The sequence below is a fragment of the Marinobacter sp. B-21 genome, from assembly GCF_056857895.1.
Map to the genome: position 1 here is coordinate 49,844 of NZ_JBSXNZ010000053.1, position 14,825 is coordinate 64,668.

13 protein-coding genes are annotated in these 14,825 nt (G+C 59.1%); 3 read left to right on the forward strand and 10 right to left on the reverse strand.

Annotation, left to right across the window (positions count from 1 at the left end; translation table 11 throughout):
- Positions 1–122: 122 nt before the first annotated feature.
- From kdsA to AC13C0_RS04645, 6 genes are all read right to left on the reverse strand, one after another.
- Complete coding sequence (gene kdsA / locus AC13C0_RS04620; RefSeq protein WP_117620159.1) at positions 123–968, reverse strand: 3-deoxy-8-phosphooctulonate synthase; 846 nt, start codon at positions 966–968, stop codon at positions 123–125.
- A 2-nt stretch (positions 969–970) separates the two neighbouring features.
- On the reverse strand, positions 971–2,599 hold the full coding sequence (locus tag AC13C0_RS04625; protein WP_117620158.1) for a CTP synthase: 1,629 nt from the start codon (positions 2,597–2,599) through the stop codon (positions 971–973).
- A gap of 87 nt (positions 2,600–2,686) precedes the next feature.
- The gene (gene tilS / locus AC13C0_RS04630) at positions 2,687–4,042 is read right to left on the reverse strand and encodes a tRNA lysidine(34) synthetase TilS (protein WP_117620157.1); all 1,356 of its coding nucleotides are present in this window, start codon (positions 4,040–4,042) and stop codon (positions 2,687–2,689) included.
- Positions 4,026–4,979: an acetyl-CoA carboxylase carboxyl transferase subunit alpha gene (accA, locus tag AC13C0_RS04635; RefSeq protein WP_117620156.1), complete on the reverse strand. Its 954-nt coding sequence runs from the start codon at positions 4,977–4,979 to the stop codon at positions 4,026–4,028. Before accA ends, tilS begins: the two co-directional genes overlap by 17 nt.
- Positions 4,980–5,120: 141 nt before the next feature.
- A complete protein-coding gene (gene dnaE, locus AC13C0_RS04640) occupies positions 5,121–8,603 on the reverse strand; it encodes a DNA polymerase III subunit alpha (RefSeq protein WP_341581653.1) in 3,483 nt (1,160 codons plus the stop codon).
- A gap of 46 nt (positions 8,604–8,649) precedes the next feature.
- Complete coding sequence (locus tag AC13C0_RS04645; protein WP_341581652.1) at positions 8,650–9,117, reverse strand: TlpA family protein disulfide reductase; 468 nt, start codon at positions 9,115–9,117, stop codon at positions 8,650–8,652.
- Positions 9,118–9,185: 68 nt separating this feature from the next.
- Here AC13C0_RS04645 and arsC point away from each other — a divergent pair, with 68 nt between their 5' ends.
- The 3 genes from arsC to tfpB all read left to right on the forward strand — a co-directional run bounded on the left by arsC (position 9,186) and on the right by tfpB (position 11,825).
- Positions 9,186–9,539 (forward strand): arsenate reductase (glutaredoxin), encoded by a 354-nt coding sequence (gene arsC / locus AC13C0_RS04650; RefSeq protein ID WP_117620153.1) that lies wholly within the window; start codon positions 9,186–9,188, stop codon positions 9,537–9,539.
- A 75-nt stretch (positions 9,540–9,614) separates the two neighbouring features.
- Entirely contained in the window at positions 9,615–9,974 is a 360-nt protein-coding gene (locus AC13C0_RS04655; protein ID WP_117620152.1) for a DUF2069 domain-containing protein, read from the forward strand.
- Between the two features lie 33 nt (positions 9,975–10,007).
- Positions 10,008–11,825, forward strand: coding sequence for a type IV pilus assembly ATPase TfpB (gene tfpB / locus AC13C0_RS04660; protein ID WP_341581649.1), 1,818 nt, complete (start codon positions 10,008–10,010; stop codon positions 11,823–11,825).
- Between the two features lie 6 nt (positions 11,826–11,831).
- Here tfpB and AC13C0_RS04665 read toward each other — a convergent pair whose 3' ends face one another.
- Genes AC13C0_RS04665 through AC13C0_RS04680 form a run of 4 tightly spaced genes read right to left on the reverse strand, consistent with a single transcriptional unit; the run spans position 11,832 to position 14,800 of the window.
- Positions 11,832–12,887 (reverse strand): DUF3080 domain-containing protein, encoded by a 1,056-nt coding sequence (locus tag AC13C0_RS04665; protein ID WP_117620150.1) that lies wholly within the window; start codon positions 12,885–12,887, stop codon positions 11,832–11,834.
- A 40-nt stretch (positions 12,888–12,927) separates the two neighbouring features.
- Positions 12,928–13,620: an acireductone synthase gene (gene mtnC / locus AC13C0_RS04670; protein ID WP_341581648.1), complete on the reverse strand. Its 693-nt coding sequence runs from the start codon at positions 13,618–13,620 to the stop codon at positions 12,928–12,930.
- Entirely contained in the window at positions 13,617–14,177 is a 561-nt protein-coding gene (locus AC13C0_RS04675) for a 1,2-dihydroxy-3-keto-5-methylthiopentene dioxygenase (RefSeq protein ID WP_341581647.1), read from the reverse strand. Before AC13C0_RS04675 ends, mtnC begins: the two co-directional genes overlap by 4 nt.
- Positions 14,174–14,800, reverse strand: coding sequence for a methylthioribulose 1-phosphate dehydratase (locus tag AC13C0_RS04680; protein ID WP_341581646.1), 627 nt, complete (start codon positions 14,798–14,800; stop codon positions 14,174–14,176). The genes AC13C0_RS04675 and AC13C0_RS04680 overlap by 4 nt, the downstream gene beginning before the upstream one ends.
- Between the last annotated feature and the right edge of the window lie 25 nt (positions 14,801–14,825).

Sequence of the window (14,825 nt, forward strand, 5' to 3'; positions counted from 1 at the left end):
CCTGCGAAAACCGCTACAAGCACATCCATGTGCGCTTGTTTCGGGCCATCCTTGGCCCTCTACATTTTCGCAGGGCCGTTCCCGCTCACTCCCATAGTCCGTATAAACGCCAACACCGCCAGTCAGGCGGTGTCGATAGGTTTAAAACTTTTTACCAGATCATCTACTGCTTTCACCCGCTGCAGGAAAGGCTCCAACTGGCTGAGGCGAAGGGCGCAGGGACCATCGCACTTGGCCTGATCCGGGTCCGGGTGGGCCTCCAGGAACAAACCAGCCAAACCCTGAGACATGCCCGCCAGCGCGAGATCGGTGACCTGTGCCCTGCGGCCACCGGCAGAATCGGATCGTCCACCTGGCATTTGCAGCGAATGAGTCACGTCGAACATCACCGGCACGTTCATCGATTTCATAATACCGAAGCCGAGCATATCGACGACCAGATTGTTGTAACCGAAGCTGCTGCCCCGCTCACACAGGATCACCTTGTCGTTGCCGGCTTCCTCGCACTTGGTGATGATGTGCTTCATTTCCTGAGGCGCCAGGAACTGAGCCTTCTTGATGTTAATCACCGCGCCGGTTCTGGCCATCGCGACCACAAGGTCAGTCTGGCGACTCAGGAACGCCGGCAATTGGATAATGTCACAGACTTCAGCAGCCGGAGCCGCCTGTGCCGGCTCGTGGACGTCAGAGATGATGGGAACACCGAATTTGCTCTTAATGTCCGCCAGTATCTGCAGCCCCTTCTCAAGGCCGGGGCCCCGGAAGGAGTTCACAGACGACCGGTTGGCCTTGTCAAAAGACGCCTTGAACACGTACGGAATACCGAGCTTGCCGGTGGCCTCAACATAAGCCTGCGCCACTTCCATGGCCAGTTCCGGCGACTCGAGGACATTCATGCCGCCGAACAGTACAAACGGCCTGTCGTTGGCGACCTCGATTCCGGAAACGTTTACGGTACTCTGCGCCATACTCAGGATCCTTTCTTGTTGGCCAGCGCTGCCTCAACAAAACCCTTGAACAGCGGGTGGCCGTCGCGGGGCGTGGAGGTGAATTCCGGGTGGAACTGACAGGCCACAAACCAGGGATGATCCGGCGCCTCGACCACTTCCACCAACCGGCCATCGGTTGAGCGACCCGCGATTTTCAGGCCAGCTTCTTCCAGCCTCGCCAGGAAATGGTTGTTCACCTCATAACGATGACGGTGGCGCTCGCGGATCGTTTTCTTGCCATAACAACTGGCAATGGTTGAATTATCGCTCAGCACACAGTCCTGGGCCCCCAGCCGCATGGTGCCGCCAAGGTCCGATTCTTCAGTCCGCTCCTCACGCTCACCGGTGGCGTCCAGCCATTCGGTAATCAGGCCGACCACCGGTTCGGGGGTGTGCTCGCGGAACTCGGTACTGTGGGCGTCCTTCAGGCCGGCCACATTACGGGCGTATTCAATAACCGCTACCTGCATACCCAGACAGATGCCCAGATACGGAACCTTGTTCTCGCGGGCGTACTGAACCGTGCGGATCTTGCCTTCCACACCGCGTTCACCGAAACCACCGGGCACCAGAATGGCGTCGGCACTGGCCAGGGCCCCGGTGCCGTCACGCTCAATATCCTCGGAATCGATGTAGTTGATATTGACCTTGGTGCGGGTCTTGATGCCCGCGTGCAGCAGGGATTCGATCAGGGACTTGTAGGCGTCCAGAAGCTCCATGTATTTGCCAACCATGGCAATGGTCACTTCCTGCTCCGGGTTCATCAACGATTCAACAACGTTGTCCCACTCGCTCAGATCCGCAGGCCGGGCGTCCAGACCGAAGCGCTCGATAACCAGTTGATCCAGGCCATGCTCATAAAGCATGCGCGGAATGGCATAGATGGACCTGGCATCCTGGAGAGGAATAACGGCCCGCTCTTCAACGTTGGTGAACAGGGCGATCTTGCGGCGGGAGCTTGCATCTACCTCATGCTCGGAACGACACAGCAGAATGTCCGGCTGCAGACCGATAGAGCGCATTTCCTTGACGGAGTGCTGGGTCGGCTTGGTCTTGATCTCGCCTGCGGTGGCGATGTAAGGCACCAGGGTCAGGTGCATGAAGATCGCGCGCTGGGGCCCGACTTCCACCTTCAACTGACGGCAGGCTTCAAGGAACGGCAGGGATTCGATGTCACCCACGGTGCCACCGATTTCGATCAAGGCGACATCGGCACCGGCCGCGCCTTCCACAACACGACGCTTGATCTCATCAGTGATGTGAGGAATCACCTGAACGGTACCGCCGAGATAATCACCGCGGCGTTCCTTACGAATAACTTCTTCGTAGACACGGCCGGTAGTAAAGTTGTTACGACGACTCATCGGAGTACGGATGAAGCGCTCGTAGTGGCCCAGGTCGAGGTCTGTTTCCGCGCCATCCTCGGTGACAAAAACCTCACCGTGCTGGAACGGGCTCATGGTGCCGGGGTCCACGTTGATGTACGGGTCCAGCTTGAGAATAGTGACTTTCAGGCCGCGTGCCTCGAGGATCGCAGCCAGAGAAGCTGATGCGATACCTTTCCCCAGGGAGGACACGACACCGCCGGTGACGAAAATATAACGCGTCATGCAGATTCCATGATTGTCTGGTTCGGTGAAGGAGGGAGATTGTCATCTCAAGATGGGACGCCAGACTACCAGAAAGGCCCCACTGACTCAATCACATTCCCGTTCAACAACCAGCCGCCAAGCGGCGGCATGGGCGCCTCCCGAGTATTGTTCAGAGCACCACAAATCGCCAATGGCGATGAGTTCCCCAACGCCCTCGGAGCCTGCAAAAACCAGCGGCAGGCGGGGTCTCTCCCAGGGTGGCACCCTAAGCTCCTGAAGCCATTTCTTGAGCGATCTGGACCGGCCATCAGGGTGAAAACGAACGCGCTCCCCGCCCTGCCTCGTAAATATCCGTATTGGCGGTGGCAGGCTTTCCGGGGTAGAGACCGGCTCCAGCTTCAGGGACCATTCGCCCCAACGCCGGGCCGGACCGGGTTCGAGGGCCACCGGCGTTTCCGGCAATGGCGCTTTCTCTGGAACCAGATACAAACCACCCTGAAACCGTCGAAGGCTGAAGCCTTCAGCCCTCAATTCCGGCTCCCGGTCCTCGCCTGCAAAAAGCAGATCATGCAGGCTCTGCTGCCAGTCTGCGACCGAGGGCGGCTGAAACCCGCGCTCCCGGACCCACCAGCGAATCAGGTTCTTCTGCTCTGCCAGCGAGAGTGCCTTCAGGCCGGTTGTCGGCAAGCGGTCCCACTCACCACCGAGAGACTTCCACTGCAACGCGGCAAGTTTCCGGTTCAGGGTTTCGCTCTCGGCGCAGGCGTCGGCGGTGTGGCAAAGCCTGCGGTTCAGCCCCGGCCAGCGGGACCGCACGAGCGGCAGCACCCTGTGCCGGAGAAAATTCCGGTCGAAACGCTCGTTGGTATTGCTGGGATCGTTGATCCAGGATAGTCCGGCCGCCTGTGCCCAGTGCTCAAGCTCTGACCGCTCCAGGTGTAGCAATGGCCGAACCAGACGCCCGGCGCCCAAGGCGCGACTGGCCGGCATACCCGCCAGCCCCGCCACACCACTTCCCCTGAGCATCCTGAACAAAACGGTTTCAGCCTGATCGTCACCATGATGGGCCATCAACAGAATGTCCCCTGGCCGCATGAGCTCCTCAAGCACCCCATACCGGGCCGTGCGAGCCGCTTCCTCAATGCCACCGGAACCTCCGCGATCATCACCGGAAACAACCGACACCCGCTCAACCACCAGCGGCACTTCCAAGACGGCGCACAGCGCCCGACAGAACGCCTCGGTTTCCGACGCGTTCGGCTGCAACTGGTGATTGATATGGACAGCGTTAACGGTTCCTGCAGGGCCATGGCAATGGACGGCAAGATGCAGCAACAGGGTCGAATCCAGGCCACCACTCAGGGCAACCCAAAGGCGGGAAAAGTCGGAGAGTTCTCTGACCGGGGCACTCAAGGCCTCCGGCCAGCGGAATCCGGATCCGGGCTCAGCGCCCGGTGTCATAGCGGGTCAGCCGCTCATAGCGGCGGGCTACCAGCTCATCCAGGGGCAGGCGGCTGAGTTCTGCGACACCTTTTGCGAGAACTTCCTTGAGAGATTCCGCCATTTTCTCGGGGTTGCGATGCGCACCCCCCAAAGGCTCCCGGATAACATTATCCGCCAACCCGAGCTCTTTCAGCCGGTCTGCGGTAACCCCCATCGCCTCTGCCGCCTGAGCGGCATATTCGGCGCTCTTCCAGAGTATAGAGGCGCAGCCTTCCGGGGAAATAACCGCGTAGGTGGAATACTGAAGCATGTTCAGCTGGTCGCAGACACCGATGGCCAGTGCGCCACCAGAACCACCTTCACCAATCACCGTGGAAATAATGGGTGTTTTCAGCCGCGACATCACCGCCAGATTGAAAGCGATGGCCTCACTCTGGCCCCGCTCCTCGGCACCGATGCCCGGGTAGGCACCCGGCGTATCGATAAAGGTCAGGATCGGCATCCTGAACCGCTCGGCCATTTCCATCAGGCGCAGGGCCTTGCGATACCCCTCTGGACGTGGCATGCCGAAGTTGCGCTTGACCTTGTCACGCACTTCCCGGCCCTTCTGGTGACCGATGACCATCACCGGCTTGTCATCCAGCCGGGCAGTACCGCCCACAATGGCAAGATCGTCGGCATAGCGGCGGTCACCGTGCAGTTCGTCGAAATCCTCGAAAATCGATTCGATGTAATCGAGGGTATAGGGCCTGCGCGGATGCCGGGCAAGACGGGAAACATCCCAGGGCTGAAGGTCGGAGAAAATACTCTCCGTCAGGCTGACGCTCTTTTTCTTCAGCCGGGTAATTTCGTCGGAGATGTTGATGTCGGTGTCGTTGCCGACCATACGAAGCTCTTCAATCTTGGCTTCCAGGTCGGCAATTGGCTGTTCGAAATCCAGATAATTAGGGTTCATGATGTTCCATCATTTTTTGCCAGGCGGGACAACGCTCCGCCAAACCAGAATTTGAAACAAAGATAGCAGCGCCCGGCCAAGGGCTAAAGCGGACCTTGGTATGAGTCCGCAATCTGACAAAGTTTTAATTTTCGGGCTTACTTAATCATAGACCAGTTCTACCGACTGGTCGCCTACGAGATACCGGAGCTCCAGCAACAGGTTATCGTCGGGCTGGACCCGCCAGGACTCACCCAGCTCGATCCGGGTTGAAGCCTCAGGACTGCTGTACTCAATCCACACCGGGCTGCCTTCGCAGCGGAAGGGCCGCAAGGTGCTGTCCAGTTTTTCAAGCAGACCATTCCGCAGCTGATCGGCATGGAGATTCAGCTTCAGTCCGCGACTGAACTGCTGGCGCGCTGTGGCGACATCCATCACCGAACTCACCCGCATCTTCATCTGACCGGAGTAGTCATCGTGGCTCACCTGCCCCTCCACCACAATCACCTGATCGGATTGCAGCAGCTCCCGATTCTCGAAAAACGCTTCCGAGAACAGGGTCGCCTCAATCCGGGCACTCCGGTCATCCAGTGTTATAAAACACATGGTGGACCCGGTGCGGGTTTTCATGGTGCGCTGTGCCACCACGAGCCCGGCAACCCGCTGGGGCGATTTGTTGGGTTTCAGGTCGGCAATGGATGACCGCACGAACCGCCGTACCTCTTTCTCATATTCATCGAACGGATGGCCGGTCAGGTAAAGCCCCAGGGTATCCTTCTCCCCCTTGAGCCTCTGCTTTTCAGGCCACTCTCGAATCCCGGCGACATCTTCGTACGGATCGCCGCCGTCACCGGCCTCCAGCATTTCGCCGAACATGTCCATCATGCCGACAGATTCGTTGCGGGATTGCTGGTCGGCCTGTTGCACGGCCTTTTCGATGCTCGCCATCAACTGGGCCCGGCCAGCACCGAGTTTGTCCATGGCACCGGAGCGGATCAGGGCCTCCATGGCCCGCTTGTTGACTTTTTTCAGGTCGACCCGCCGGCAGAAATCAAAAATATCCTGGTACGGCCCGCCTTCTCCGCGCCCTTCCACAATGCTCTGGATCGGCCCCTCACCCAACCCCTTGATGGCGCCGAGACCATAGACGATCTGGCCCTCATCGTTAACCGTGAAGGTATATTCAGAGCGACTGACATCCGGCACCAGCAGATCCAGCTTCATAGTCCGGCATTCTTCGACCAGGGTGACCACCTTGTCGGTATTCTGCATATCCGCGGTAAGCACTGCGGCCATGAACTCCGCCGGGTAATGGGCCTTCAGCCACAGGGTCTGGTAGGACACCAGGGCATAGGCGGCCGAGTGCGATTTGTTGAAACCGTAACCGGCAAACTTTTCCACCAGGTCGAAAATGTTTTCTGCCAGGGTCTTGTTGATGCCATTCTTTTCACAACCGTCCAGAAAAAACTGCTTCTGTTTCGCCATTTCCTCGGGCTTTTTCTTGCCCATGGCCCGGCGCAGCATGTCAGCGTTACCAAGCGTGTAGCCCGCCATCACCTGGGCGATCTGCATGACCTGCTCCTGGTACAGGATGACCCCGTAGGTAGGCTCCAGGACAGGTTTCAGACCCTCGTACTGATAATCCGGGTGCGGGAACGACATGGGCTGCCGACCATGCTTCCGGTCGATAAAGTCGTCCACCATGCCGGATTGCAGCGGCCCGGGGCGGAACAGGGCCACCAGGGCGATCATGTCTTCCAGGGAATCCGGCTGGAGGCGCCGGATCAGGTCTTTCATACCCCGGGATTCCAGTTGGAACACCGCCGTGGTTTCCGCTTTTTTCAGCATGTCGAACGAGGGCGCATCCGCCAGGGGAATCTCGTTGATATCCAGTGCCGGCAATCCCCGCTTTTCCCGGCGAGGATTGATCATCTTCAGAGCCCAGTCGATGATCGTCAGCGTCCGCAGCCCGAGGAAGTCGAACTTTACGAGGCCGGCGTCTTCAACATCGCCTTTATCGAACTGGGTGACCAGGCTGCCGCCCTCGTCGTCGCAGTACAGGGGCGAGAAATCGGTGATCTTGGTGGGGGCAATAACCACACCGCCAGCGTGCTTGCCGGCGTTGCGGCAGACCCCTTCCAGCTTCAGGGCCATTTCCCAGATTTCCTGGGCCTCTTCGTCCTGATCCAAAAAGTCCTTGAGCTGGGGCTCCTGAATCAGGGCCTTCTCGAGGGTCATTCCCGGCTCAAAGGGAATCATCTTGGAGAGTTTGTCTGCCAGGCCGTAGGATTTGCCCTGCACCCGGGCAACGTCACGCACCACCGCTTTGGCTGCCATGGTACCGAAGGTGATGATCTGGGAGACCGCCTCCCGGCCGTATTTCTCGGCCACATAGGCAATCACCCGGTCCCGCCCTTCCATACAGAAATCGACGTCGAAATCGGGCATGGAAACCCGCTCCGGGTTCAGGAACCGCTCGAACAGCAGGTCGTATTCCAGGGGGTCCAGGTCGGTGATCAGCTGGGCATAGGCGACCAGGGAGCCGGCACCGGAGCCCCGACCCGGACCGACCGGCACGCCGTTGTTCTTGGCCCACTTGATAAAGTCCATAACGATCAGGAAGTAGCCCGGGAATCCCATCTGGATGATGATGTCCAGCTCGAAATTCAGGCGTGTGTAGTAGGCCTCGCGCTTGGCATCGTATTCCGGGTCGTCTTTGCTCAGGGTTTTGGCAAGTCGTTCTTCCAGGCCTTCTTCCGATACCTTGCGGAAGTATTCGTCTATGGTCATCCCGTCCGGAATCGGGTAGTTCGGCAGGAAGTATTCACCCATGCGGACCTTGACCGAACAGCGGCGGGCGATCTCCACCGTGTTCTCGATCGCTTCCGGGATGTCGCTGAACAGCTCGATCATTTCCCCGGCGCTGCGCAGGTACTGCTGGTCACTGAAGCGACGGTCACGACGGGGGTCATCCAGGGTACGGCTCTCGCCGATGCACACCCGGGCTTCGTGGGCCTCGAAATCATCCGCATCCAGGAAGTGGACATCGTTGGTGGCCACCACCGGCAGGGCCAATGCCTGGGCCAGCTCGACACTCAGGTGCAGGCAGTCTTCGTCCCCCGGGCGGCCGGTGCGCTGCAATTCCAGGTAATAGCTTTCCGGGTACAGCTCCATCCAGTAACGGGCGCGCTCACTGGCCAGTTCCGGTTTGCCTGCCAGAAGCGCCTTACCGACATCCCCCATTTTGCTGCCGGAGAGCGCAATCAGGCCCTTCGGGCGGGCCTCAAGCCATTTGCGCTGTATGATCGGTTTTCCGAAGCGCTGGCCTTCGGTGTAACCCAGGGAAATGATCTCGGTCAGATTCAGGTAGCCGTCGTTATCCCGGGCCAGCAGTGTCACCCGGAACGGATTATCGGGCTCATCCGGGTTTTCAAGCCAGATATCGGCGCCGATAATGGGCTTTACGCCCGCCCCCATGGCTGCCTTGTAGAAACGCACCAGCGAGCACATGTTGGACTGTTCGGTCAGCCCCACCGCGGGCATGCCCAGCTCAGCAACATGGTTGATCAGCGGCTTAACCCGTACCAGGCCATCCACCATGGAGTACTCGGAATGGACACGGAGGTGTACAAAAGTCTGCGACATAATGTCAGGTTATTCCTGCTGTAAAATTCGGTTAGGGCAACGGTCTTCAGCCGCCAATCAGCGCCCGGATGTCTTCTTCAGTCTGCGGGCCAAAGCGGGTTTCAACCAGATCGCCGTCCGGGTTAACGATAAATGTAGCCGGCAGAGCCAGGGGTAACTTCCAGCCAAACCCGGGGCCCGGATCGTCCGCAAGCATGGTGAAATCGATACCCATCCGACCACCCAGCTCCACCAGCGCCTCGCCCCGTGTGCCATCAAAGTTAACGCCGAGAACAGTGATATCAGGTGCCTTGTCCAGCTCGTTCAACTCGGGAATTTCTTCCAGACATGGCTTGCACCATTCCGCCCAGTAGTTCACCAGCACCCACTGGCCACGCAAGGTGTCCCAGTTCAGTTTTGTACCGCCGGCCCGCTCCAGTTCAGTTTTCTGGCAGCCCGCCAGTGCGATCACCATCAGCAAAAAGCCGGCAGAGGCGAGCCGCGGGCGAACACGCAACGAATCAGGGTACTGCACTGGAAAACCTCCTGTTAGACTACCGGCCACGGAAATCGTGGTATCCATTCAGACAACCAGGCACGAAGATGACAGAACCAACCCGGATTTTCCACAACCCTCGCTGCTCAAAATCCCGCCAAACCCTTGAACTGCTTACCGAACGGGGTATTGAACCGGAGATTATACGCTACCTTGAAACGCCACCGACAGAGCAGCAGCTCGAGGATATTCTTGCTGCACTGAATCTGGATCCCCGTGATCTCATGCGCACCAGGGAAAAAGAGTATAAGGAGCAGGGCCTCGATAATCCCGACCTTAGCCGTGAACAATTAATCGCCGCCATGGCTGCCACTCCAAAATTGATCGAGCGACCAATTGTGCTCGCAAACGGCAAAGCGGCCCTTGGCAGGCCACCGGAAAACGTACTTTCCATTCTCTGAGCCAGACCGCGGACTGATACAGGCTTTGGCCCGGAACGTAACTTCTCAACCACTTTTCTATGCCGGAATCATACTATGCTGAACAACCCCAAGGCCCGTTACACTGCCCGGGCAACCATTGCCCTTTACATCGGCGTGCTGGCCACACTATTGATCACCACCTTCTATCCGGCGCCGGTGGAGGGCGTGTCGATTCCACTGATGCTGTCGGTGAAGCTGATTCCGCTGCTGGCCTTCGCCGTACCGGTAGTCCGGGCCAACAACCGGGGCTATATCTGGATGGCGTTCGTGGTGATCTTCTATTTCACCCAGGCGGTCGTTTCGGCCTGGCTCAGCGAAGGCGCCCCCGGACCGGTCATTCTGACGATACTGACCTTCCTGCTGTTCACTGTTGCCATGATTCACCTTAAAGTGAACCGGCCGGTGACGAACTGAAACACACTTATCGATACCTGGATCTGACCGCTTATGGCTGAAACAGACACCTCCGAAACCGTGCAGCGGCCACCCGCGCCGCCCCGAAGCACCCTGACCCTGCGAGATGTCTGTACCGCTCTGGTGAGCAGTGGCGAAGTCAGCCAGGAAGACGCCGAGCGCGTATTATCGGCAAACCTTGGCGCGACAACCGGCAGCGGGCAGGCCGCCAGGCGCCATCCGCTTGAACTGGTGGCTATTGCCTCCCTGACCAGCGAAACAAGCGGTCGCACCCTGGATCTGGACCGGCTTACCCAGTGGCTGGCCGACTGGGCCGGGCAGCCCTATTACCACATCGATCCGCTGAAGATTGATACCCCGGCGATTGCCCGGGTGATGTCCTACGCCTTTGCCCAGCGCCACGGCATCCTGGCGGTGGAGATTGGCCGGGAGGAAGTGCTGATCGCCAGCGCAGAACCCTTCAAGAGCGACTGGGTGCAGAACCTGCAGCAAGCCGTTCGCAAGGACATCCGGCGCGTGGTTGCCAATCCCGTAGATATCCGCCGTTACACCGTTGAGTTCTATCAGCTTGCCAGTTCCGTCAGCAAAGCCAGTGGTGGCAAGGCCACTGGTGTTGCCGGTAACCAGAACTTCGAACAGCTTCTGGATCTGGGCGCCAGCGAACACCCGGATGCCAACGACCAGCATGTGGTCAAGATTGTTGACTGGCTGCTGCAATACGCCTTCGACCAGCGCGCTTCGGACATTCACATTGAGCCCCGGAGGTCCGTCACTCAGGTTCGGTTCCGGATCGACGGCGTGCTTCATAACGTTTATGAATTCCCGGAACACGTCGGAGTAGCGGTCACCAGCCGCCTGAAGATTCTTGGGCGCCTGAATGTGGCGGAGAAACGCCGGCCCCAGGACGGACGGATCAAGACCCGCAAACCGGATAACAGCGAGGTCGAGCTTCGCCTGGCTACCATGCCGACCGCGTTCGGCGAGAAGATGGTCATGCGGATCTTTGATCCGGATGTACTGCTGAAATCCTATGAGCAACTGGGATTCAGCAAGGAAGACCGCCAGCGCTGGCAGGAAATTACCTCCCGGCCCCACGGCATTGTTCTGGTGACCGGGCCAACCGGTTCCGGCAAGACCACAACCCTGTATTCAACCCTGAAACAGATCGCCTTGCCCGAGCTCAATGTCTGCACCATCGAAGACCCCATCGAAATGGTGGAACCGGCGTTCAACCAGATGCAGGTTCAGACCACCATAGACCTGACCTTCGCGGCCGGTGTTCGGGCACTGCTTCGGCAGGACCCGGATATCATCATGATCGGCGAGATCCGTGATCTGCAAACCGCTGAAATGGCGGTGCAGGCTGCACTCACCGGCCATCTGGTGCTTTCCACCCTGCACACCAACGACGCCCCCAGTGCTATTACCCGGATGATGGAACTGGGCATTCCGCCGTATCTGATCCGGGCCACGGTGCTGGGCGTGATGGCGCAACGCCTTGCCCGAACCCTGTGCCCCCACTGCAAGTCGCCCGGCCCCGCCGATGAACAGGCCTGGCAGACACTGACCCGGCCCTGGAAGGCACCAGTTCCGAAGCAGTTCTATCAGCCCGTAGGCTGCCTGGAATGCCGGAACACCGGTTACCTGGGCCGCGCCGGGGTTTATGAGATCATGACCCTTTCGGGCCCGTTGCTCCGGCAGATCACCGATCATTGCGAGCTGGAACCGCTCAGGCTGGACGCCTACAAGGAAGGCATGAAGTCCCTGCGCCTGAGTGGTGCCCAGAAGGTGGCCGCGGGCCAGACCACGGTCGAGGAAATCCTGAGGGTAACGCCGGAAAGCCAGCGCTGAAACGGATCAGGTGCCGGGACGCAAGCCACATTGGCCGAGTAAATCCTGCCAGGCTCCGGTGTGGTCCATCATGGCCACGTCGAGTTTCCGCCAGAGACTGGTCTCGGCATCCTGCGAAAGATGCCGCTCATACCAGCCAGCGAAGCTGTCCGGCATGATATCCGCCTGAAGCTCGGCCAGCCGCTCAAACGGCTCAATAAGCTCAGTCCGCCCCTGCCTGACCGCACTCATGTACGGCTGGATCTTTTCGATGTACACGCTGAAAAACGTATTCTGCACGATATCCGACTGATTATTGGACTGGCCGTTGAGGCACAGGGGCCGTCCTTCAATTCGCTGCTTCAGTAATTCGGTACCATCCTGCAATCGCGCTGTCAGCAGGAGCGCGCTGTTGATCAGTTGGCCGACCCGGTACTCGGCCTGCCAGCGCTGATGAACATCGCCGGCAAAATCCAGGGAAACGGCCAGGTCCTCTGCGCGCAACCTGGCAACCGCTGCGTTCAGGCTGTCGATATCAAGGGCCAGATCGGAGACGGGATTGCCGTCCGCCGCGACCGGATAATAGCCCTTGGCCAGGGTAAACAGCTTTTCGACCTCTTCCACACCCCAGGTGGCGTTCCAGATGGCAATGGGCAGGGATTCGAGCTTGCTCTTGATGGCCTCGCCAAGCTCCTCCGAGAAGTCCTCATCCTCGATCCCGGGAAGACAGTCCCTGGCCGCCTCGATAAACCGGATTTCATAACGCAGGCGGTTCAGGGGTTGCATCACCCGCCCCATCACCGAGTTTTTCTCACCCACAACGTACTGCAGCTCACAACCATACAGGGAGAGAAAATCCAGCACCCCCATGTCCAGTTCCGGCATGGTCAGCACACGATCCCGGCGACGGGGAAGCTGGCTGGCAGAACCGATGTCAGAGAGTTGAGGGTCGGTTTCCAGGACGCGGGCGACCCGCTCCACGTATTCATCCATCATGGGGCGGGCATCTGAGAAGGGATTGCAACCTGCAAGAAGCAACGCAAGGACCGGAGTGACAATTCTGAAAAATCCGGTTCCGGGCATCGGGTCCGTCCTCCTGCGGTGGCGTGACAGAGCTGTGGCCTTACCGCTTTTGCAGCAGGGTATCGACCTCCGCAAAATCACGGGCCACAAAACGTCCGGTTTCCGGCAGATCTCCCTCGCGAACAAGCCAGGCGGTCTGCATGCCTGCCTGTTCGGCTGCCTCAAGCTCGGCCTCAACATCGGACAGGAACAACACCGTGCCCGCCTCAACGCCCAACTCCGACAGGATATTGCGGTAGGAATCCGCCTCTTTCTTGCCCCCGATACCGGTATCGAAATAGCCGGAGAAGAACGGCGTGAAGTCGCCCTCCGTGGTAAAGCCGAAAATCAGCTTCTGGGCCTTGACCGACCCGGAGGAATATACGAACAGGCGCAGGCCCCGATCGTGCCAGCGCTGCAGGTATTCGGCCGCGTCGGCATAGATATGAGCCTTGAGCTCTCCCTGCTGGTACCCCTGCTCCCAGACCATACCCTGCAACGCCTTGAGCGCGGTTTCCTTGCGGTCCTCTCGAATCCAGCCCTGCAGGACCTCGATAAGTCCATCAACATCATCGCGCGCTACACCGGATTTTTCCGCTACAGCATCCAGTTGCCCTGCCACCGCCGGATTATCCTGGTACCGGGCACGAATGAAGCCCGGCAGATGCTCACTGGCATACGGAAACAGGACATCGTGGACAAAGGAAATGGAACTGGTGGTGCCTTCGATGTCCGTAAGCACGACCCGGATCACCCCGCCGCTCCTGCCAGCGCCTCGTAGTGCGGCAACCGGGCGGCGATGTCCTCGCCGGTGAAATCGGCAGCCCATCCTTCGGGGTTGGTGAACAGGCGGATGCAGGTGAATTCCGGCTCCGGCCCCATATCGAACCAGTGCCGTGTGCCATCCGGCACGCTGATCAGATCATTCTTCTGGCACAGCACCGCGAACACCTCGTTGCCGAAGTGCAGGTAGAACAGAGCCTGGCCCCGCACGAAAAAGCGAACCTCATCCTCTCTGTGGGTGTGCTCATCCAGAAACTTTTTCCGGAGCGCCTCTTTCTGGGGATTGTCGGGGTTCAGGCTCACCACATCAGCAGCCTGGAACCCGCATTCCGCCTTCAGCTTCGCTACTTCATCGCCGTATGCTTCCAGGATCTCCTCCTGGGACGCGTCCGCTGGCAGATCCCGGGTGGGCCACTGTTCGAAGCGAACACCATGCCGGGCGAGCAGTTCGCGAATCTCGGCGGGGTTTTCGGTGACCGTACGGGCCGTTTCTGGCTGGCTTTGATCAAAAACACTCAAGGTCGTCATGGGCGCATCCTCATGGTTTCAAGTTCACATTCAAACAGGAATTCAAAGGCTTCGACGTGGCGCAGGCAGTCGGCCATGGTGTTGCCCCAGGTGTAGAGACCGTGGCCCCGAATCAGGTAACCGGGCTGATCCGGATGGCCCCGGAACCAGTCCCCGGTCTCCTGCGCCAGAGCATCAATATCCTGGGTGTTGTCGAAGACCGGAATGGTTAATACCGATTCGTGGGTTTCAACGCCGGCAAAGGCTTTCTGAAGCTCATAGCCTTCCAGCTCCAGCGGCTGCCCCGGTGTCAGCAGCCGGCTCAGGACTGTCGCCTTGACCGAGTGGGTATGAAGCACCGCGCCGACTTCCGGGAAGACTTCGTACAGTATGGTGTGCAACCGGGTTTCGGCCGAAGATCGGCAGTTGCTCTGAACCGGACGGCCCGCCAGATCCACCACCATAACATCGCCAGCACCCAGTTGCCCCTTGTGACGACCAGATACGGTTATGGCAATATGCTCGCCGTCAATGCGCGCAGAGTAATTGCTGCTGGTCGCCGGCGACCAGCCTCGCTGGTAAAGGAAGCTCCCGGCTTCGACAATCGAGTCGGCCGCCCTGGCGTATCGGGTTACATCAAACACGGATTCTCTCCCGGGGTTCAGATGT

What these genes read in the sequence shown, in the direction of transcription:
- dnaE (WP_341581653.1), bottom strand. Translation starts at nt 8,603, where the DNA reads ATGTCGCAGACTTTTGTACACCTCCGTGTCCATTCCGAGTACTCCATG.
- AC13C0_RS04625 (WP_117620158.1), bottom strand. Translation starts at nt 2,599, where the DNA reads ATGACGCGTTATATTTTCGTCACCGGCGGTGTCGTGTCCTCCCTGGGG.
- kdsA (WP_117620159.1), bottom strand. Translation starts at nt 968, where the DNA reads ATGGCGCAGAGTACCGTAAACGTTTCCGGAATCGAGGTCGCCAACGAC.
- AC13C0_RS04655 (WP_117620152.1), top strand. Translation starts at nt 9,615, where the DNA reads ATGCTGAACAACCCCAAGGCCCGTTACACTGCCCGGGCAACCATTGCC.
- tfpB (WP_341581649.1), top strand. Translation starts at nt 10,008, where the DNA reads ATGGCTGAAACAGACACCTCCGAAACCGTGCAGCGGCCACCCGCGCCG.
- arsC (WP_117620153.1), top strand. Translation starts at nt 9,186, where the DNA reads ATGACAGAACCAACCCGGATTTTCCACAACCCTCGCTGCTCAAAATCC.
- accA (WP_117620156.1), bottom strand. Translation starts at nt 4,979, where the DNA reads ATGAACCCTAATTATCTGGATTTCGAACAGCCAATTGCCGACCTGGAA.
- AC13C0_RS04665 (WP_117620150.1), bottom strand. Translation starts at nt 12,887, where the DNA reads ATGCCCGGAACCGGATTTTTCAGAATTGTCACTCCGGTCCTTGCGTTG.
- AC13C0_RS04675 (WP_341581647.1), bottom strand. Translation starts at nt 14,177, where the DNA reads ATGACGACCTTGAGTGTTTTTGATCAAAGCCAGCCAGAAACGGCCCGT.
- tilS (WP_117620157.1), bottom strand. Translation starts at nt 4,042, where the DNA reads ATGACACCGGGCGCTGAGCCCGGATCCGGATTCCGCTGGCCGGAGGCC.